The sequence below is a fragment of the Hymenobacter terricola genome (genome assembly GCF_017921975.2).
Lineage (GTDB): Bacteria > Bacteroidota > Bacteroidia > Cytophagales > Hymenobacteraceae > Hymenobacter > Hymenobacter terricola.
Window position 1 is genome coordinate 47779 of sequence record NZ_JAGEMO020000062.1, and the last position, 17862, is coordinate 65640.

The window sequence follows — 17862 nt, forward strand, 5'->3', positions numbered from 1 at the left end:
ATGTTTGTTGTTGGAAGAACGTCATGCTGAGCGGAGTCGAAGCATCTCGCGTGCAGCAGTAATCCAATCAATTCAACGAAGCGGTAGAGATGCTTCGACTCCGCTCAGCATGACGTTCTTTTATCTATTGTTAAACAGAAACCGGGGCCTCTGCCTGCGCGAAGTGGTAGTAAGCCGCGCACGCGCCCTCCGACGATACCATGGGCGCGCCCAGCGGATTGAGCGGCGTGCAGCGCTTGCCAAACTGGCTGCATTCGCTGGGCTTTTTGATGCCTTTGAGGACCTGGCCGGCGATGCAGTCGGCGCACTCAGAGACTTTGGCGATGTTCACGTTGAACTTGCGGTTGGCGTCGAAGGCGGCCAGCTCGGGGCGCACTTCCCAGCCGCTGCGCGGGATGTTGCCGATGCCGCGCCACTCGCGGTCCGTCACATCGAATACCTCTTCGATGACGCGGCGGGCATCGGGGTTGCCATCGTCGCTTACCACGCGGGTGTACTGGTTTTCGAGCCTGGCCTCGCCGCGCTCCAGCTGCCGCACCGTCATGAGGATGCCTTGCAGCAAATCGACGGGCTCGAAGCCGGTGACGACGATGGGCACCTGGTATTTCTGCACCAGCGGCACGTAGTCGTACACGCCCATGATGGTGCAGACGTGCCCGGCCGCCAGAAAGCCCTGGATGTTGGTTTCGGGGTCGTCCATCACTGCTTCCATGGCCGGCGGCACCAGCACGTGCGAGGCCAGAATGGAGTAATTGGTGAGCCCCAGCCGCCGGGCGTGCACCACGGACAGGGCGTTGGCCGGCGCGGTGGTTTCGAAGCCCACGGCGAAAAACACTACCTCGCGGCCGGGGTTCTGCTGGGCAATCTGCACGGCCTCCAGCGGCGAGTAGAGGATGCGCACGTCGCCGCCGTTGGCCTTGGCTTCCAGCAGGCTGCGCTCCGAGCCGGGCACGCGCACCATGTCGCCGTAGGAGCATAAGATTACGCCGCACTTCTCGGCCAGGTACACGGCTTTGTCAATCAGGTTCAGGGGCGTGACGCACACCGGGCAGCCGGGACCGTGCACCATGCGCACGTTGGTCGGCAGCAGGCTCAGAATGCCGTTTTTGACCAGGCTATGCGTCTGGCCGCCGCACACTTCCATGATGGTCCACGGCCGGGTGGCGGTGCGGTGCAGCTCGGCGAGGTATTGCTCCACGAGCTCGGGGGCGCGGTATTCGGACAGGTATTTCATGGCTAATACGGTTTGTCGATTTGGCTGCCGGCCACCAGCTCATCCAGCTCGCCGATTTCGCGCAGGTAGGCGAAGGACTTTTCGGCCTCCTCCTCGTCCACGATGGTGATGGCCACGCCCACGTGCACCAGCACGTAGTCGCCTATTTTGGCGTGCGGCACCATGTCGAGGCTGGCTTCTTTCACAATGCCGCCAAACTCCACTTTCGCCATGCGCACCAGGCCGCCGTACTGCAGCTCAATGGATTTTATCTTACCGGGAATTGCTAAACACATAGGATGATGGGGTTAGGTGGAAAGGTGATTTAGTGAAAAGAAAACGTCCTGCTCATCTGACGTCCACTTGTCGAAGCATCTCTACTGCTTCGTTGCAGTCCGGCCCGCGCCAACCTCACCCCCGGCCCCTCTCCCGTGGAGAGGGGAGCCACGGCGGCGTGGCAGGGATGCTTCGCTGAGCTCAGCATGACAGGCTGTTGGGTTGAAATCGGCGGCAAACAGCTGCCCGAAGGCAATGCACTCATCATTCGGCGCCAGCTGCTGATGAAAGAGCAACGTGAAACTCCTTGACAGCCGCTCAATCAGCAAGTCTACCAGCAGCGCATTCTGGAACACGCCGCCGCTGAAAGCAAGCCGCCGTACTCCTTGCGCCGCCGCTACTTTTTCGATGATGCTAATCAGTGAATGATGAAAAGCCGCCGCGATGAAATCGGCCGGCCTGTCCGCCTGCACGTCGTCCAGAATTTCCTGCAGTATTCGCTGAGTCGGGACATTGCCAGCGCCATCCCAGTCGCGCAGATACTCATGCCCTAATTCGTAGCCGTGGCGGGCCACGTAGTCAGTCGCCAGCGTCTCAAGCAGCAGCGCGGCTTCGCCTTCGTAGCTCACCACGTCGGCCAAACCCAACACGGAAGCCACCGCATCGAAGAGGCGGCCGACGCTGCTGGTTTTGAGCTGGTTATGACTGAGTAGCCGGGTGTATAAATCGTACTCGCGGGCGGTGAATTTGCCGTGCAACAGGACCTCGCCTCCACGCAGTTGCCGGGCCAGCGAAAAGGCCGACAGGCGCGGCTCACGCGGCATTTTGTCGCCCAGCAACGCGTCGAAATAAGCAAAGTGCGTGAGGCGCCGGGGTGCTGTGGCAGCAGAAGAAACTTCAGCTGCCACTGGAGAATTCAGGAGGAACTCACCGCCCCAGATGTGGCCGTCGGTGCCGTAGCCGGTGCCGTCCCAGATGATGCCGAGCGTGGGCGCGGGGCTGGGGGCGTGCTCGGCGAGGACGGCTGCCAGGTGGGCGGCGTGGTGCTGCACGAGGTGCAGCGGCACCTGCCATTCGGTGGCCAGCTCGGTGGCCAGCTGCGTTGCGAAGTAGCCGGCGTGGGCATCGGCGCGCACCTGAGCCGGTTTTTTCACCCGCAGCAGCTGCTGAAAATGGGCCAGCGCGTGCCGAAAACCCTCCTGCGTGTCGAAACTCTCCAAGTCTCCCAGGTATTGACTGGCATAAACCTGCCCATGCACTGCCCAGTCGAAGGTGCTTTTCAGCGAAGCGCCGAAAGCCAGCATATTGGGCGTGTCGGCATTATCGGTGGAAACGTTGGTGGCTGAGGCAGCAACTGTAGGCGTAGTGGGAAGCGGCACCGCCGGTGCCAGCCCGCGCCCGCGCCGCAGCAAAATGCGCTGCTGGTGGCGGGGCGAAAACCGCATCACCGAATCGTCCTGTGGCACCACGATGGCGCGGTTGTGGGCCAATAGCGCATCGGCCACCGGGCGCAGCCGGGTGCGGGCCACATCATCTTCATAAATGATGGGGCTGCCGCTGATGTTACCGCTGGTAGCCACCAGCGGCCGGCCAAATTGGCGGGCCACCAACTCCAGCAGCGGCGCGGCGGGCAGCATCACGCCCAACTGGCACAGGCCGGGGGCCACAGCCGCCAGGGCCACGCCCGAGGCGGGCGTTTCGCGCACGGCCAGCAGCACAATGGGCGCGGCCGGGCTGGTCAATTCGGCCAGCTCGACCGCAGCTAAATGGCAGTCGGCGCGCAGGGTTTCGGCATCGGGATAGAGCACGGCCAGCGGTTTGGATGGGCGGTGCTTGCGCTGGCGCAGGCGCTGCACGGCGGCGGCATTGGTGGCATCGCAGAGCAGCAGGTAGCCGCCAATGCCCTTCGCGGCCACGGTGCGGCCGGCGCGCAGCTGGGCATCTACTTCGGCCAATTCTCCACCTGATGGCACGGGGTCATCATCCACCCAGCCTTGCAGCGCGGGGCCGCAGGCAGGGCAGGAAATGGTTTGGGCGTGGAAGCGGCGGTTGGCGGGGTCGGCATATTCGGCGGCGCAGGCGGGGCAGGGCGGGAAGGCGGCCATGCTGGTTTCGGCCCGGTCAAAGGGCAGGCCGTGGGCAATGGAGTAGCGCGGGCCGCAGTCGGTGCAGGTGATGAAAGCGTAGCCGAAACGGCGGTTGGCCGGGTCGTGCAGCTCGGCGCGGCAGGCGGCGCACATCCCAAGGTCAGGCGTGAGCCAGAGGCCGGTGCGCGCCTCGGCAGTGCTTTCGATAATGCCAAAACCGGCGTAGGCCGGCTGGTCCATCACCGCCACTTCCACGCCCGACAGTACGGCCAGCGGCGGGGCCTCGGCCTGCACGCGGGCCAGGAAATCGGCGGCCGTCGCCTCGTCAGTTTGCAGGTGAACGTGCACGCCGTCGGCCCCGTTGCTCACGGTGCCGCACAGGCCCAGCGCCTGCGCCAGCCGGAACACCAGCGGCCGGAAGCCAACGCCCTGCACCCGGCCCCGCAAATGGACGTGCCAGGTTTTCACGCGAGCTGGGGCTCGGCAGCCCGCTTTTTCTCCGCTACTTTGGCCAGCACCCAGGCGCACCAGCCGTCCATGCCCTCACCCTTGTAGCTGGATAGCGTGAGCACCTCGATTTCGGGGTTGCAGTCGCGGGCATCCTGCGTGGCGGCCTCCACCGAAAACGGCAGGTAGGGCAGCAAATCGGACTTGGAAATGACCAGCAATTCGCTGGTAACAAACATGCGGGGGTACTTTTTGGGCTTGTCGTCGCCCTCGGTGGTGGCCAGCAGCACCACCCGGAAATCCTCGCCGAGGTCGAACGACGCCGGGCACACCAGGTTGCCCACGTTCTCGATGAACAGGATATCGACGCCCGCCAGCTCGATATGGTCGAGGGCCTGAAACACCATCTGGGCCTCCAGGTGGCAGGTGCCGCCGGTCACGATTTGCAGGCTGTCGATGCCGGCCTGACGGATGCGGTCGGCGTCGCGCTCGGTTTCGAGGTCGCCCACCAGCACCGACAGTTTTAGCTGGTCCTTGAGGCGGCGGGCAGTTTCCTGGAGCAGGCTGGTTTTGCCGCTGCCCGGCCCCGAGCAGATGTTGATAACGAGCGTATTATTCGCCGCCATCCGCTCGCGGATATTTTTGGCGATGAAGTCGTTCATCTTCAGCAGGTGCAGCGAAGTTTCCTCCACCTGCACTTTGCCCAGCGGGGCCTGGTTCGATTTGGGCGTGTTCATGGGTGGGAGGGGGTAGCGGGTTGGGATTCTTCTTCAAACGACACCCGATGAATCAGCAATTCGGTGCCCTGGGTGATGTTTTTGGTGGGCGTATCGCAGGCCGCGCAGCGAAACCGGTAGTTGGTTATGGTCGATTCGTGCCCGCACAATTCGCACACTACCAGGATTGGCAGCACTTCGACGTGCAGCGTCAACTGGTCGTAGCACCGCTCGGCCGCCTGCACGGCCCAGAAGGCGTTCTGCATCAGGGCCGGCTCCACGTTCGAGAGCAGCCCCACCCGCAAATACACGTCGCGCACCCGCGCCACGCCCTCCGCCCCGAACTCGTCTTCGAGCGTGCGAATGATGTTGCGGACGAGGGAGACTTCATGCATTTTTTTAGGGTTGGTTCGGGTTTCGCCCTCCACGGCTTACCTCACCCCCCGGCCCCCTCTCCTGCGGAGAGAGGGTGTCATGGCGGCGTGGGCTTAGTAGGGAAGCGTTGATGGGTTAAAGGAAGGTTTTTGAATTGTTTGGAACGTTGAAAATCAATTATTTTTTGAGACGGTAGGCTCCCCCTCTCCGCGGGAGAGGGGGCCGGGGGGTGAGGTAAGCCGTGGAGAGCGACTCATCCCACCTGCAATAGTTCCAGCTGCGCCAAGTGCCGCTGCGCCTCCTCCCGCAGCGCCGGGTCGTCCACCAGTTGGCTGACTTGCTGTGCGTAGCCTGTCATTTCGGTCAATAGCACTTCCGGCTCCGGGTAGTTTTCCAGATTCACCTGCCAGGCCGCTTCCAGAAAATTGAGGATGGTCAGCGTCCGCTCATAGGGGTAGTCGCGAGCAGTACGCACGGCCAGGGCTTCGCGGTAATAGTCGAGGGCTTTGGCAAAGTTGTCGGTGCGGGCGGCCAGCGGGTATTTGGTGAGGGCGTTGGCGTAGTGGTTGCTGATGGTGGCGTATTCGTAGGGGTGCGTTTCGCGGGTGAAGTATTCCAGCGCCTGATTGAAGGAGCTCACCGACACGGCCGCCCAAATGGATTTCTTCTTCACCTCATCGGGAATTTCCGAGTAGATAATGCCCAAATGATGCTGGATTTCGGCAAACACCGGGTAAGCGTCGTTGCGGGTGAACACCTTGAGGGCCTGTTGGTAAGCCGTCATGGCCCCGCGGTAGAACTGCGGGTTGCCGTTCTGCGCCCAGGTGAAGAGCAGCACGCCCTTGCGGTACTGCGCGTTGGCCAGCAGCTCGGGCGCGTCTTCGGTTTCGAGCAGGGCCACGGCACGGTTGAGGTAGCCCAGCGCCTCGGCAAAGCTGTCGGAGAAGTTGGCTACCTGCGCGGCATCGAGCAGGGTGAGGGCGGCGTTCAGGCCCCGGTCATGCTGCTCGTGATATTGCAGCGTCTGCCAGAGCTTGTCCTTCAATTCACTGAGCAGCGCCGCATCATACGGCACGGTGAGCTGCTGGAGCAGCACGCCGGTTTCGATGGATAATAATTCGTGATAGGCGGTTGCATCCAGTGGTAAGTTCTGGGCGGCAGCCAGCTGCCGGCAGGCCTCGTTCAATTGCCCGTTATCGAGCAGAAACGTGGCGTAGTGCTTGGCCGAAAACGCCTGCCAAGCGGCAGCGGGCGCATGGGCAATGGCCTGCTGGTAAGCCGCATGCAGGTCGTTGGCCTGAGCCGGGCGGGCGAGGTTGCCGTAGTGCAGGGCCACGGCGCGGTTGTGCCAGCGGCGGTAGTGCCGGAAGCTGCCCACGTCATTGATTGGGGCCGCCGGGGCTTCTGCCGAAACCCCCGCTTGCAGCCGGTTCAGCAGGTCCAGGTCATCGCGCAGCGTGGCATCAGCCGCCGCGTACTCGTAGGCTTTCTCCCAGTTGCCGAGGTGCAGAAACACCAGCGCCAACAGGTTGGCTTTGGTGAACGGCAGCGGCTGGGGCAGCACCACGGGCGGCAGCGCTTCCGACCAGTCCACTCTGCCTGTGATGCCGGCTAGGCCAATTACCAGCACCGGGCCGGCCTCTTCGGCAGGAGCGTCGGCCACCACCCGCACCAGCTCGTGCAGGCGCGGCTCGCGGTGCAGCGCGGCAGCGAGTTCGGCCGCCATTCCGGGCGGGGCAACGAGGGTGAGCAGGGGGGTTACAGGGTCACGCATAGGATGCCGGTGGGTTGGAGGTCGTAAAGCACTTCGCGGTCGTGCAGGTCGAGGTCGTGGTCAAGCAGAATGTCGCGGATGAGAATGGCTTTGTCGCCTTGCGGGTTGCGCTCTTTCAGCACCAGCCACTGGGTCTTGTGCATCTTCTCGAAGAAAATGTCCGACTTGGCCGCCATCAGCAGTTCGTGGCGGTCGGGGTAGTACACGAGGCGAATCTGCTCTTCGTGCGGAAAAGCCCGCGCGGCAAACTCAGCGGGCAGCAGCAGATGGCCGTTTTTGATTTGCAAGGCACTCATGAAAAATGTGGTCAAGAACCTGGTTGCCGGCGGCGCGCACGGCCTCCGAGAGGCCCACGTCGAGGTGCGTATCGTCCACGGCAATCAGGAAAACGGTGATGTCGTCGGGGTACTGCTCGCGCAGAATTTTTCGGGCGTAGGACAGCGCCTGGTCCCATTTCAGCCCGTGCAGAAACACCATCGGGTCGTCCTGAATGGCCGCTTCCACCGCTTCAGCCGGCAGCCGGAACAGCGTCCCCACGGGTTCGCCGGAGTTTACCACCGCATCCACGATGATGAACTGCCCGTGCCCGGCCAGCTGAAAAAGCACTTCGAATGCCGAAGTGCCCATATCGAACAGGCTCACCTGCGGCGGCAGGTCCGAACGCTGCCGCAGCTGCTCAATGACGTAGCAGCCAATGCCGTCGTCGCTGCGCACCGGGTTGCCGAAGCCGAGAATGGCGGTTTTTGGAGTCACGCGGCAGAAATTAATGAATTAAAAAGAACGTCACACCAACCCGTCCTGCTGAGCTTGCCGAAGCATCTCTACCGCTTCGTTGCTTCGATTGAATTACTATCGAGGTAGAGATGCTTCGGCAAGCTCAGCATGAAGTGCTATTTTCTCATAGCTTAAACTTGGCCAGCGTCTTGCCGCTCTTCGCATCATGCGCGTGCACCGTGCACACCAGGCACGAGTCGAACGAGCGGGCCACCATGCCCACTTCCACCGGGTCGCTTTCGTCTTCGATTTCAATGCCGGTCAGGGCCGCTTCGATGGGGCCGGCCTGGCCCGATGCGTCATTCGGGCCCACATTCCAGGTGGTGGGGGCCACTACCTGGTAGTTTTTGATGACGCCGTTCTCGATTTCAATCCAGTGGGCCAGGGCACCGCGGGCGGCCTCGGTGGCTCCGAAGCCCTGGCCGTCGCGCTCCTCGGGCTTGATGTAGAACTCGCCGTTGAGGTCCAGCTGGCGCAGCCATTGGTCCACGTAGTGGTAGTTGCGCGGGGCCTCGTGCATGCGGGCCAGCACGCGGGTAAATACGCTCGGCCCGATTTGCTTCATGATGTCGCCGAAGAGTGGGTCGTAGAGCTGGTGCGGGGCCAGGTGGCCGGGGTCGGCGTTGATGACCACGCGGGCCAGGGGGCCGGCTTCGGCGGCCATTTCCATGTAGCGCGGCGATTTCGACCACGAATACTTGCCGCTCACGTCGGAGTTGTGCAGGCTTTGGGACGGCACCGGCGTGGGCAGCGGCTCGCTCCAGGGGTGGGCGCCGGGCACGGTTTCGTACCAGGAGTGCTCCACGTATTCCTTCACCTTCATATGGTCGAACACCGAGTAGTTCCTGCCATCGTAAAAGCCGGCCCGGCTGATGAGCGCCGCATTGCGCCCCTCCACGGTGGGCTGGTTGTAGTGGTCCTTTTCCAGGTACGTGCCGGTGGTGATGTACTTGCCCACGCCCTGCCCAAACTTGTCGAGCCCAAACTGCAGCCCGGCCCGGATAAACAGGCCGAGGTCGCTGTTTTTCTGCGACTCATTCTCATCCACCCAGGCCAGTAATTGGTCCCAGGTTTTGATTTCGAGGTAGCGCTCCACCGAGCAGCCCAGCCACACGGTTTCGAGCCAGTCTTTGCGAAACTGGTTCATGATGGCGTGGGCGCGGGTAATGTCCTTCAGCGTGGGGGCGCACATCACGCCGCCGGGCACCATGTAGCTGCTGTGCGGCCACTGCCCGCCAAACAGCGCGTACACCTCCACCGGCCGGCCCGAGGCCGTGACGCCCTTCTGAAACGAGGTGCCCACGTAAGCCGAAAAGCGCTTCACCACCTCCGCGTACAACGGCTTGTTGGCGAACTTTTTGTTGGCCATATCGGTGGCAAAAATGGCGTAGAACCAGCGCGGAATGCTCTGCGCTGTCTCCGTGGCCTGGCCAATGGCGCGCAGCAGCAACGCGTTGGGCGTGAGCGTGGTTTTCCACACCGTGTCGAGCGCCGACGACGCGCAGTACAGGTGCGAGCCGCCGCAGATGCCGCAGATGCGCGGCGTCACAATCAGGCCGGCCTGCGGGTCCTTGCCCGCCATAATGCGCTCGAAGCCCCGGAACATGGCGGCCTGGGTGTGAGCGCGGGTCACCACGCCGTTTTCCATGTATACGCGCACGTCCAGGTCACCTTCCACGCGGCCAACCGGCGAAATGTTGAGTTCTTTAACTAAAGTTGCCATCGGGCGGGATTTTTAAAGAATGAGACTATGATGCGACGAGAACGTCATGCTGAGCGTAGTCGAAGCATCTCTACCGCAGCAGTAAATCAATTGATTTTAGTTAGGCGGCAGAGATGCTTCGACTACGCTCAGCATGACCGCCATGTAGCCCAAGGTCTTATTTCGAGCCTTCGTTAAACGCCTTTGTGATGCCCGCCGCGCCTTCCAGCACGCCCAGGGTTTTCTCGAAGCCCGCCCGCAGCATGTAGCCGATTTTGGAGTTGCCGGTAGGGGTATCGTCGGGCACGCCCAGGTAGCGCATGGTTTTGAACACGCTGCCCTTCACCAGGTCGTTGTGCGGAAAGCCGGGCTCGGTGCAGCCCAGGCAGGGGTGGTTGGCCCGCGTCTTGCTCGATTGCCGGTTCCAGAGAATTTTGTTGCAGCTCGAGCGCGTCATCGGCCCGCGGCAGCCCACTTCGTAGAACAGGCAGCCGTTGCCGCGCTTGCCAAACCCGCCGTCAATCTTGTTGGCGAAGTTCACCACGTTGGTGCAGCCCGTCTGGGTAAAATCGGTGAAGAACGTGCGCGGCCGGTGGTACTCATCAATCAGTACATCGCCGATGCGGCCGGTGGAAATGGCCACCAGAATCTGGGTAATCCAGTCCGGGTGGGCCGGGCAGCCCGGAATGTTGATGACCGGCAGGCCGCCCTTCGACACGAAATCAATGCCCAGAAAACCGCCCTTGTGCTTCTTAAAAAACTGCATGCCCACCGAGTCGCTCGGGTTGGGGTCCACGGCCGGAATGCCGCCCCAGGTGGCGCAGTCGCCAATGGCCACCACGTAGCCGGCCACGGCGGCCAGCTCTTTCACCCAATCCTTCATGGGCCGCTCGGCGAAGTAGTTCATCGTGCCCGTGCCGTTGGGCCCCTGGATGATGGTGCCCTCAAACACGAGAATGTCCATCGTCACCTTGCCGGCAATGATGTCCTTCAGCAGGTCGTTCACCTGCGCTCCAATCTCAAGCCCGATGGATGGATGCCAAAGGATGTTAATGCCAAAGTCCGTCACTAAATCGACGACGGTGGGCTCTTCGGCATTGAGAAACGACATGGTGTTGCCACTGCACGCGCCCCCCTGAAGCCACAAAACATTAGCCATAGGATGAGAGGAAGAAAATGTGAAAAAGTATTACTCAGCCAATTGCCGGGTAACCGCAGATGCGTACCGTAATGTAGAAAAATTTTCCCGATAATCCCCCTTTCTATCGCTCAGCAATTCCCTTATAGTCAACTCAGAAAAGACTAAACTCGTCCCTATAAAAAATCCGCAATCGATTTCGAGTGCGGCAACACATGCACACAAGGCCCGCGCATGGCCTTTACGGGCCCTGAAACGAGTTTCCGGCGTGTTCAGCACAAGAGGCTACCTACGGGAAAAGGTCGTTGGTGGGATTCCCCCGCTGCATTTGCACCTCCCAAAAAATAGTGCCGGCTGGCACCGTTTTTTTCGATGAACATTGCTTCTAATTAGGACTCAGCCGGAGCTGCTCCACGCTTACGGCGAGGGTGCCGCGCTGGTCTTTGGCCGCGAGGCGGCGCATGTAGTAGGCCTGCTGCGCGGCCCGCGCCTGGGTGGGGTGCGCGGTGATGTGCCGCTTGATGAACCGCAACGGGTTGTGCACGTGCACAAAAACCAGGCTCACGCGCCACTCGCCGCGGATGCACGCCAGGTGGCCAATCACGGCGGTGTCGATCAGCCATCGGTCTTCGTAAAGCGGGGCAAAATCGGCCCGGCTGCCCTTGCGCTCTGCCACGGCCTGGGCCAGGAGGCCGCGCCGGGCATTGGCCTGGGCACCGGGGTCTAGTTGAAAGGCGTGCGCCATAGAAGGTCGGAGTTGAAACGGCGAAATGCGGGCTCAGGCGAGGGAGGCGTAGGCCTGGGCCAGCCGCTTGTCGTATTTGAAAGCCTTGTAGCCGGCCCCGTTGTAGTAGTACGCAAACACGCCCCAGTCCCGCTTCCTGAGGGCGGAGGCCATGCGCGGGGTGGCTTTGATGAAGCGCAGCATGGCGGCCAGCTGGTTGGCTTCCGCTTGGCGGAAGGCCTCAATCATGGCCTCGACGGTGGCAAACCCGCCTGCCGCGTGGTTGAAACCCATCATTTGGGGCAGGCCCCAGCTCGTGGCCAGGTCGGCGGCGTGCGGGTCAATCCGGCGGGCCGCGTCGAACGCCAGCCGCTCATTCACCTGCCCTTCCACGCCGTTGGCCTGGGTCGTGACCCAGTCCTGCAGCAGCGCGGCCTGCGCCGGCGTGGCGGTGTGCCGGGCCACGGCCGTGGCGGCGGCGGCAATGGCCTGCGCGGTGGCCGTGGGCAGCTTGCGGCGGAACCAGCTGGGCTCGAACTGAATCAGCAGGAAACCGGTGATTTTGTCGTACCCCCGGCCCCCGGTCTCGACCTGGATAACGGCCCGCACGGCTCGGGGCTCAAACCCGGCCGCCGCCGCCGCGGTGGCAAGCTGCTGGGATGTCAGTTTGTTGCTCATTGCTTGCTGAGTGCGGTTGGCAGTAAGGAATCGGGCGCACGCGGTAGTTCCGCCCCGGCCGGTGCTGGCGCGGCGATGCCGCGAATACGAGCATTAAATATATAAAATTAATATCCTGAATATTTTACCCCAGAAACAAAAATTCGCTTTTTTTTAGGCCGCCGCAATGGGGCAAATGCCCCCGCAGCGGCCGTTTCGGCCTGTCCAACCGGAGCCTCTGGCCTTGGGGCTGTTGCATATATCTGGCTCATAATTTATCTTCACAAAGTCCTGTCAAAATCGGTCAATCAACTGCCCAGGTTACTAAGGCTGCTTCTCAAGGCACTTAATCGGTCTGCGTTAAGCGGCCAGGGGCCGCCGCCCAGGGTAGTGTCCTTCGCATATTTAAGCTCCCTCAACTTGCTATGGAAACCTCTATGCTCGTTCAGCCGGCTGCTGGTCAGCGCTCAGCGGCGGCACGGCGCGCGGTACTGCTCGCGGCCGCACTGCTGCTGGCTATGGTGGCGCCGGCCCAAACCATTTATGGCCTGGGTACCGTTGCGGGCAGCAACGTCCAGGGCGCCCCCGTGGGCCAGCAGGCCCTGATTACGATTGATGCCACGACCGGCGCCTCCCTCAATCTTACTCCCACCGCCATCACGGGCGTCACGCCCGGCCAGACGCTGGTGGGCATCGATTTCCGGCCCGCCGATAACGTGCTCTACGGCCTGGGGTATGATGCGGCGACGGCGGGCAACAACGCGCAGCTGTACGTGCTGAACACCACCACCAACGTGGCCACGCCCGTGAGCGGTGCCATTCGGCTGGAGCTGGGCGGGACCGGTGAGCGCATCGGTTTCGACTTCAACCCCGTGGCCGACCTGATTCGGGTGGTGAGCACCAGCGACGCCAATTACCGCCTCAGCCCCGCCACCGGCGCCCTGGCCGGCACCGACGCCAACCTGAACTACGCCGGCGGCACCCCGGCCGACCCCGGCGTGGGCACCGTGGCGTACACCAACTCCTTCGCGGGCAGCCCCAGCACCACGCTCTACGGCCTCGACTACCTGAACAACGGCCTGCTTTCGACACTAGCCCTGCCCAACAGCGGGGCCATGACCACGCAGAGCACGGTCATGTTCGTCATTCCCTCGGGGCCATCGGCGGGCACCTACGGCATTGGCACGCCCCACGACCTGGAGCTGGATATTTATTACGATGCCACCGCGAACACAACCGCTGGCTACCTCACCGAAGTAACGGACCTGCGCCCCAACGGCACCCGGGCCAGCAACCTGTACCGCCTCGACCTGGCCACCGGCATCGCCACGCTGCTGGGCAACACCGTGCCCGCCAGCACGCTGCTGAACTTTGAAATCCGCGACCTGGCGGTGGCCATTCCCTCTTCGGCGCCACTGACCTGGAACGGCAACACCAGCTCCGACTGGGACACGGCGGCCAACTGGACGCCGTCACTGGTGCCCACCGCCCTCAACAACGTCACCATCCCGGGCGGCACGCCGCATCAGCCCAGCGTGGCCAAAACCCAACGGGCCCGCAACCTGTCCCTGAACACCGGCGCCGTGCTCTCGCTCACGACCGGTAGCTCCCTGAACGTAGGCAATCCCTTGCTCAACCCGTGACTGTGGCCAGCGCAAGGCCCCACCGAAACGGCCAACTCAGGTATCCGAAAAAGCACCCTTCGTCACCTCCGTCCACGGCGGTGGGCCCACCACGGTGTAGTACCGGGGCCGCACTATGCCAGCGGCTTTCAGGGCTTCCACCAGCCGCCGGGCCTCCTGCTCCGGCGAGGTGTCGCGGGTGTGCGTGATGTGGTAGAGCAACTCCTGCAACTCCTGGTAGCGGGCATCTTTGGTGGTCAGAATACGCTCGGGCACGTGGCGGTAGCGCTCGACGTATACTTTAACGATGGTGATTTCGGTCGACATGCAGCACTATAATCTGGCAGCGAAAAAAAGATACCGGGCACCCCCAAAAGACCAGGCCGGTATTGGCCGGACTGCTCGCTGATGGCCGCGCAGCTACGCGTCGCGGCACTTACGCAAGTACCAGGTGGTAGACGGGAACGATGATAAACTCCCGGCACCGAATCATGATTTCGGGGTTGTCTGCCACCCACTCGTGGGCGGCTGCTTCGCTATCGAACTCATGGTTCTCCTCCCCCACCAAGGGCTTGAACGACCAGACGGTATCGTGCCCCGGCGTGCGCTCATGGGTCAGCTTGAAGATGCGGAATTTGGTAAGCAGGCGTGTGTTCATGCCGCCAAACTACGAAAACCTTGGGATTCTGCGCGTGAAAAAGCCCCAGGCACAACGTGCAACGCCCTTTAACCACCACTGCCCGGCGCAGAACCTTTTAAGGATTATTGCTTTGGACAGCGCGGCCGGCCGGGCGGCCGAGCTCGGCGCAGATGGGGCAGCGGGCGCGCGTTTCCGCTATCTGCGCGGGCTCGTAATACTGCCACTCGCCGCTGGCCTTCACTTCCTGGCCGATGGGGCAGACGTCGTTGTCATGAAAGGGATAGCGCTCCGGCTCGGGCGCGGGGGCCATCAGGCCAGTAACGTGCGCGGTGTGGCGAAAGAAGGGGAGCGTGCGAGCCATGGCAGGAAAGCATTTTTTGCCCAAACCTATCACGTCAATCTGTGCCAAATCTGCCAGCCTGGTTTCTCCTCGCGAAACTTTTGAGCGCTACTCCCCTGCTGTTTCCACATCGACCGACGCAGCCCATACCCCGGCCGGCTCCATGGGCACCCACAGCGCCGACTCCAGCGGCAGGTCGCTGGCAAAAGCCCGCATCCGGGGGCATCGCCCGCCCGCAAGCAGCAAAAAGCGTCTGACCAGCCCAACGGAGAAAGCCATACTAATGCCAACTTTTTGGCGGTGGCGCGTTCTTGTCTCCGGGAAAAACCTACGACTACCATCTCAATGAGTGCGGCTGGCAGGGGGCGAGGGCGACTGCTCGCCCAGGACGCGCCCGGCCTTGATGGGGCTGACGAAAGGCACCGCATGCCCCGGCGTGAACGCGCTGGTATCGGACGCGGTCAGGCTGTCGGCCACCGGCGGGGCCGGGTGGTTGCCGGTGATGGGCTGGTGGGATGAGGGGCCATTGCAGGCGCCCAACAACACGCTGGCAAGGGCAAGCAGTGCGGCAGCACGGGTTTTCTTCATGGAGGCTCAAGCAATGGTTGACTATTTAACCCAAGTTGCGGAGTAGCCGCCGCGCGGCGACAGGTTGGTAGCCACCGCCGGATATTGAGGCTTAAAGCCGCGTAGCGGTGACCGAGGCGCCCGTAAATCTGTCACCGCTACGCGGCTTCGCCGGCCTGATAGCACAAATGCTACCAACCTGTCGCCGCGCGGCGGCTACTCCGCAACTTGGGTTATTTAACGTGCCCCACACCCCAAGGTTCCCCGGTGGGCCCTACGCTCGCAACGGGTGCGGTTGCAAGGGGCGCGGTTTCGCTTTCCTGCGAAGTACCTTCGGGGCGCTCCAAGCTGAACCATTTAACCATGGGTATCCGCAACGCTTTCCGCACTTTCCCATGCACTACGAGTTGAATTTTGGCCCAGCGGAACACACCCGTGAGCAGCGGCGGGCCATTGCCGACCAAGCGCTGGCCATCACCCTGGCCGAAGGGCACGCGCCTACGGCCGAATTGCTCGCCCTCTACGACCGGTACGTGGCCGGGGAAACGGATTTGTACGCCATCAGCGTCCACGTCGGCGGGCGGGCCCGCCAGCAGCTCCACGCGCAGCTCGGCCCCATTGCCTTATCGCTGCAAACCCCTAATCTGCCCTCCTAAGCGCCACTGCGGTGGCAGGGCCTATGGTTTGCATTGGATGCATAATATCAAAAAAGCCCCTCTACGTTGCCGTAGAGGGGCTTTTAGTGGGCCCACTTGGAATCGAACCAAGGACCTGCTGATTATGAGTCAGCTGCTCTAACCGATTGAGCTATAGGCCCGGTGCCGGAGGCAGTCATCTTTCACCTCAACCCTTGCCGTTTCCGGCCCTCCAACGGCGCAAAAGTACGACCTTCGCGGACGGAAAAACAAGTCAGCCCATGCTTCCCCACCTGCTATTCGATTTCGGCGGCGTTATCATCGACATTGATTACGACGCGACCCCCACCGCCATGCGCCGCCTGAGCCGGGCGGGCAGCACCATTGCCTTCAGCCAGGCCCAACAGGCCGAGCTGTTTGACCGGTTTGAAACCGGCCACCTCACGCCCGCCGAGTTCCGGGCCAGGCTGCGCGCCGCCTACGACCTCGACGCCACCGATGCCGAGTTGGACGCGGCCTGGCATGCCATGCTGCTCGACGTGCCCGCCGAGCGCCTCGCCCTCATCGGCGAGCTGCGGCGGCAGGGCCACCAAACGGCGCTGCTCTCGAACACCAACGCGCTGCACATCGCCGAAATCAACCAGCGCCTGGCGTCGAAATACGGCTTCAAAAACGGCATTGCCGACGTGCTCGACCGGGTGTTCTACTCCCAGGAAGTGGGCCTGCGCAAGCCGGGCGAAGAAATATTCCGGTACGCGCTGGCCGAAATGAACTGGCAGCCGGCGGATACGTTGTTCATCGAGGACAGCCCGCAGCACATTGCCACGGCCCGCCGCCTGGGGCTGCGGGTGCTGCACCTGGCCCCGCCCCTCACCCTCGTCACCGCCTTGCCCGAAGCCCTCCGTGCCTTTCCCCGAGAATACGCCCCTGCCCACTCCTGAGTCTGATTTCGCGGGTTTTCCGGCCGATGCCGCGGCGCCACCCACGGCAGAGGCGGCCCTGGAGGCCCGCCGGGCGCGGAAGCTGTTTCGGCGGTTTGAGCGGCCGGCGCCGTCGGCGGGCCGCACGGCGGCGCTGCACATCGGGCTGTTTCTGGTGACGCTGGTTACCACCACGCTGGCCGGCATTCAGCTCACGCGGGGCGCTGTCGACTTTTTGCCGCTGGATGTGTTTCAGCTGCGCGGGCCGGCGCTGGGGGCCGAGCTGCGGCGCGGGCTGTGGTTTGCGCTGCCGTTTCTGGGCGTGCTCACGGTGCACGAGTTTGGGCATTATTTCACGGCCCGCTACAACCGGGTGCGTGCGTCGCTGCCCTACTACATCCCGTTTCCGATGGGGTTGGGCACGTTTGGGGCCATCATCCGCATCCGGGACCGGATTTTTTCGCGGCGCGAGTTTTTCGATATCGGGCTGGCCGGGCCGCTGGCGGGGTTTCTGGTGGCGGTGCCGCTGCTGATTTACGGCTTCACGCACCTGCCGCCGCTGGCCTATCTGTTCTCGGTTCATCCCGAATACGCCCGCTACGGCGCCGATTATGCCCGCCATGTGTACCCGCCCGGCGTGCAAGGCATCACCCTGGCCAAGCCCCTGCTCTACCAATTCCTCGAAACCATTTTTGCCGACCCTGCCCGCCTGCCCCATCCCAACGAGCTGATGCACTACCCCGTGCTGCTGGCCGGGGCCCTCAGCCTGTTCTTCACAGCCCTCAACCTGCTGCCGATGGGCCAGCTCGACGGCGGCCACATCCTCTACGGCCTGCTGGGCCGGCGGCGGTTCAACCAGCTGGCGCCGGTGCTGTTCGTGGGTTTTATTTTTTACGCCGGGCTGGGCCTGTTTTCGGTGCGCGAGGGCTGGCAAACCTGGCTCTACGGCGGGCCGGTATACGCGGGCTATCTGGCGCTGATATTCTGGCGGGTGCTGCCCCGGCCGCACCAGGGACTGCTGCTGGCGGCGGGCATCTGGGCGGCGCAGGTGGCTTGTACGGTCGCCTTCCCCGGCATTTTGGGCAACCCCGGCTGGCTGGTGTTTGGGCTGCTGCTGGGCCGCCTCACCGGCATCTACCACCCGCCGGCCCCCGACGAACGGCCGCTGAGCCGGGGACGCCAAGTGCTGGGCTGGGTGATGGTCGCTATTTTTGTGCTTTGCTTCACGCCCAGTCCATTTAAATAATATTTGGTT

20 protein-coding genes and 1 tRNA gene are annotated in these 17862 nt (G+C 62.8%); 4 read left to right on the forward strand and 17 right to left on the reverse strand.

Annotated features, from left to right (window positions below; all coding sequences use genetic code 11):
* Positions 1-130: 130 nt before the first annotated feature.
* The 12 genes from hypD to J4G38_RS22250 form a co-directional block, all read right to left on the reverse strand.
* Complete coding sequence (gene hypD / locus J4G38_RS22195) at positions 131-1234, reverse strand: hydrogenase formation protein HypD (RefSeq protein WP_210518813.1); 1104 nt, start codon at positions 1232-1234, stop codon at positions 131-133.
* Positions 1235-1236: 2 nt separating this feature from the next.
* A complete protein-coding gene (locus tag J4G38_RS22200) occupies positions 1237-1509 on the reverse strand; it encodes a HypC/HybG/HupF family hydrogenase formation chaperone (protein ID WP_210518815.1) in 273 nt (90 codons plus the stop codon).
* A gap of 81 nt (positions 1510-1590) precedes the next feature.
* Positions 1591-4044, reverse strand: a complete 2454-nt coding sequence (gene hypF, locus J4G38_RS22205) for a carbamoyltransferase HypF (RefSeq protein ID WP_210518817.1) — start codon at positions 4042-4044, stop codon at positions 1591-1593.
* Positions 4041-4760 (reverse strand): hydrogenase nickel incorporation protein HypB, encoded by a 720-nt coding sequence (gene hypB, locus J4G38_RS22210; RefSeq protein WP_210518819.1) that lies wholly within the window; start codon positions 4758-4760, stop codon positions 4041-4043. Before hypB ends, hypF begins: the two co-directional genes overlap by 4 nt.
* Positions 4757-5134 carry a hydrogenase maturation nickel metallochaperone HypA/HybF gene (locus J4G38_RS22215; RefSeq protein WP_210518821.1) on the reverse strand — a complete coding sequence of 126 codons (378 nt, stop codon included), beginning with the start codon at positions 5132-5134 and terminating at the stop codon, positions 4757-4759. The genes hypB and J4G38_RS22215 overlap by 4 nt, the downstream gene beginning before the upstream one ends.
* 233 nt (positions 5135-5367) lie before the next feature.
* Entirely contained in the window at positions 5368-6888 is a 1521-nt protein-coding gene (locus tag J4G38_RS22220) for a tetratricopeptide repeat protein (RefSeq protein WP_226163673.1), read from the reverse strand.
* Positions 6873-7184, reverse strand: coding sequence for a hypothetical protein (locus J4G38_RS22225; RefSeq protein ID WP_210518824.1), 312 nt, complete (start codon positions 7182-7184; stop codon positions 6873-6875). Before J4G38_RS22225 ends, J4G38_RS22220 begins: the two co-directional genes overlap by 16 nt.
* On the reverse strand, positions 7138-7641 hold the full coding sequence (locus tag J4G38_RS22230) for a hydrogenase maturation protease (RefSeq protein ID WP_210518826.1): 504 nt from the start codon (positions 7639-7641) through the stop codon (positions 7138-7140). The genes J4G38_RS22225 and J4G38_RS22230 overlap by 47 nt, the downstream gene beginning before the upstream one ends.
* Positions 7642-7786: 145 nt before the next feature.
* The gene (locus J4G38_RS22235; protein WP_210518828.1) at positions 7787-9385 is read right to left on the reverse strand and encodes a nickel-dependent hydrogenase large subunit; all 1599 of its coding nucleotides are present in this window, start codon (positions 9383-9385) and stop codon (positions 7787-7789) included.
* Positions 9386-9542: 157 nt separating this feature from the next.
* Positions 9543-10523 (reverse strand): NADH-quinone oxidoreductase subunit B family protein, encoded by a 981-nt coding sequence (locus J4G38_RS22240; protein WP_210518830.1) that lies wholly within the window; start codon positions 10521-10523, stop codon positions 9543-9545.
* A gap of 364 nt (positions 10524-10887) precedes the next feature.
* Complete coding sequence (locus tag J4G38_RS22245; protein WP_210518832.1) at positions 10888-11247, reverse strand: hypothetical protein; 360 nt, start codon at positions 11245-11247, stop codon at positions 10888-10890.
* A 33-nt stretch (positions 11248-11280) separates the two neighbouring features.
* Entirely contained in the window at positions 11281-11904 is a 624-nt protein-coding gene (locus J4G38_RS22250) for an N-acetylmuramidase family protein (RefSeq protein ID WP_210518834.1), read from the reverse strand.
* A 404-nt stretch (positions 11905-12308) separates the two neighbouring features.
* Here J4G38_RS22250 and J4G38_RS22255 point away from each other — a divergent pair, with 404 nt between their 5' ends.
* Positions 12309-13526, forward strand: a complete 1218-nt coding sequence (locus J4G38_RS22255) for a DUF4394 domain-containing protein (RefSeq protein WP_210518836.1) — start codon at positions 12309-12311, stop codon at positions 13524-13526.
* A 36-nt stretch (positions 13527-13562) separates the two neighbouring features.
* On the opposite strand, the gene J4G38_RS22260 is transcribed toward J4G38_RS22255, so the two are convergent.
* The 4 genes from J4G38_RS22260 to J4G38_RS22275 all read right to left on the reverse strand — a co-directional run bounded on the left by J4G38_RS22260 (position 13563) and on the right by J4G38_RS22275 (position 15031).
* Complete coding sequence (locus J4G38_RS22260; RefSeq protein ID WP_210518837.1) at positions 13563-13832, reverse strand: hypothetical protein; 270 nt, start codon at positions 13830-13832, stop codon at positions 13563-13565.
* Positions 13833-13941: 109 nt separating this feature from the next.
* Positions 13942-14163: a hypothetical protein gene (locus J4G38_RS22265; RefSeq protein WP_210518839.1), complete on the reverse strand. Its 222-nt coding sequence runs from the start codon at positions 14161-14163 to the stop codon at positions 13942-13944.
* 97 nt (positions 14164-14260) lie between these two features.
* Positions 14261-14506, reverse strand: a complete 246-nt coding sequence (locus tag J4G38_RS22270) for a hypothetical protein (protein WP_210518841.1) — start codon at positions 14504-14506, stop codon at positions 14261-14263.
* Positions 14507-14827: 321 nt separating this feature from the next.
* Positions 14828-15031: a hypothetical protein gene (locus tag J4G38_RS22275; protein ID WP_210518844.1), complete on the reverse strand. Its 204-nt coding sequence runs from the start codon at positions 15029-15031 to the stop codon at positions 14828-14830.
* A 416-nt stretch (positions 15032-15447) separates the two neighbouring features.
* Here J4G38_RS22275 and J4G38_RS22280 point away from each other — a divergent pair, with 416 nt between their 5' ends.
* Positions 15448-15708, forward strand: a complete 261-nt coding sequence (locus J4G38_RS22280; RefSeq protein WP_210518846.1) for an antitoxin VbhA family protein — start codon at positions 15448-15450, stop codon at positions 15706-15708.
* An 87-nt stretch (positions 15709-15795) separates the two neighbouring features.
* Here J4G38_RS22280 and J4G38_RS22285 read toward each other — a convergent pair.
* Positions 15796-15869: transfer RNA gene (locus J4G38_RS22285), tRNA-Ile, on the reverse strand.
* A 99-nt stretch (positions 15870-15968) separates the two neighbouring features.
* Here J4G38_RS22285 and J4G38_RS22290 point away from each other — a divergent pair.
* The gene (locus J4G38_RS22290) at positions 15969-16628 is read left to right on the forward strand and encodes an HAD family hydrolase (RefSeq protein ID WP_210518848.1); all 660 of its coding nucleotides are present in this window, start codon (positions 15969-15971) and stop codon (positions 16626-16628) included.
* On the forward strand, positions 16591-17853 hold the full coding sequence (locus J4G38_RS22295) for a site-2 protease family protein (protein ID WP_226163675.1): 1263 nt from the start codon (positions 16591-16593) through the stop codon (positions 17851-17853). Before J4G38_RS22290 ends, J4G38_RS22295 begins: the two co-directional genes overlap by 38 nt.
* Positions 17854-17862 lie beyond the last annotated feature (9 nt).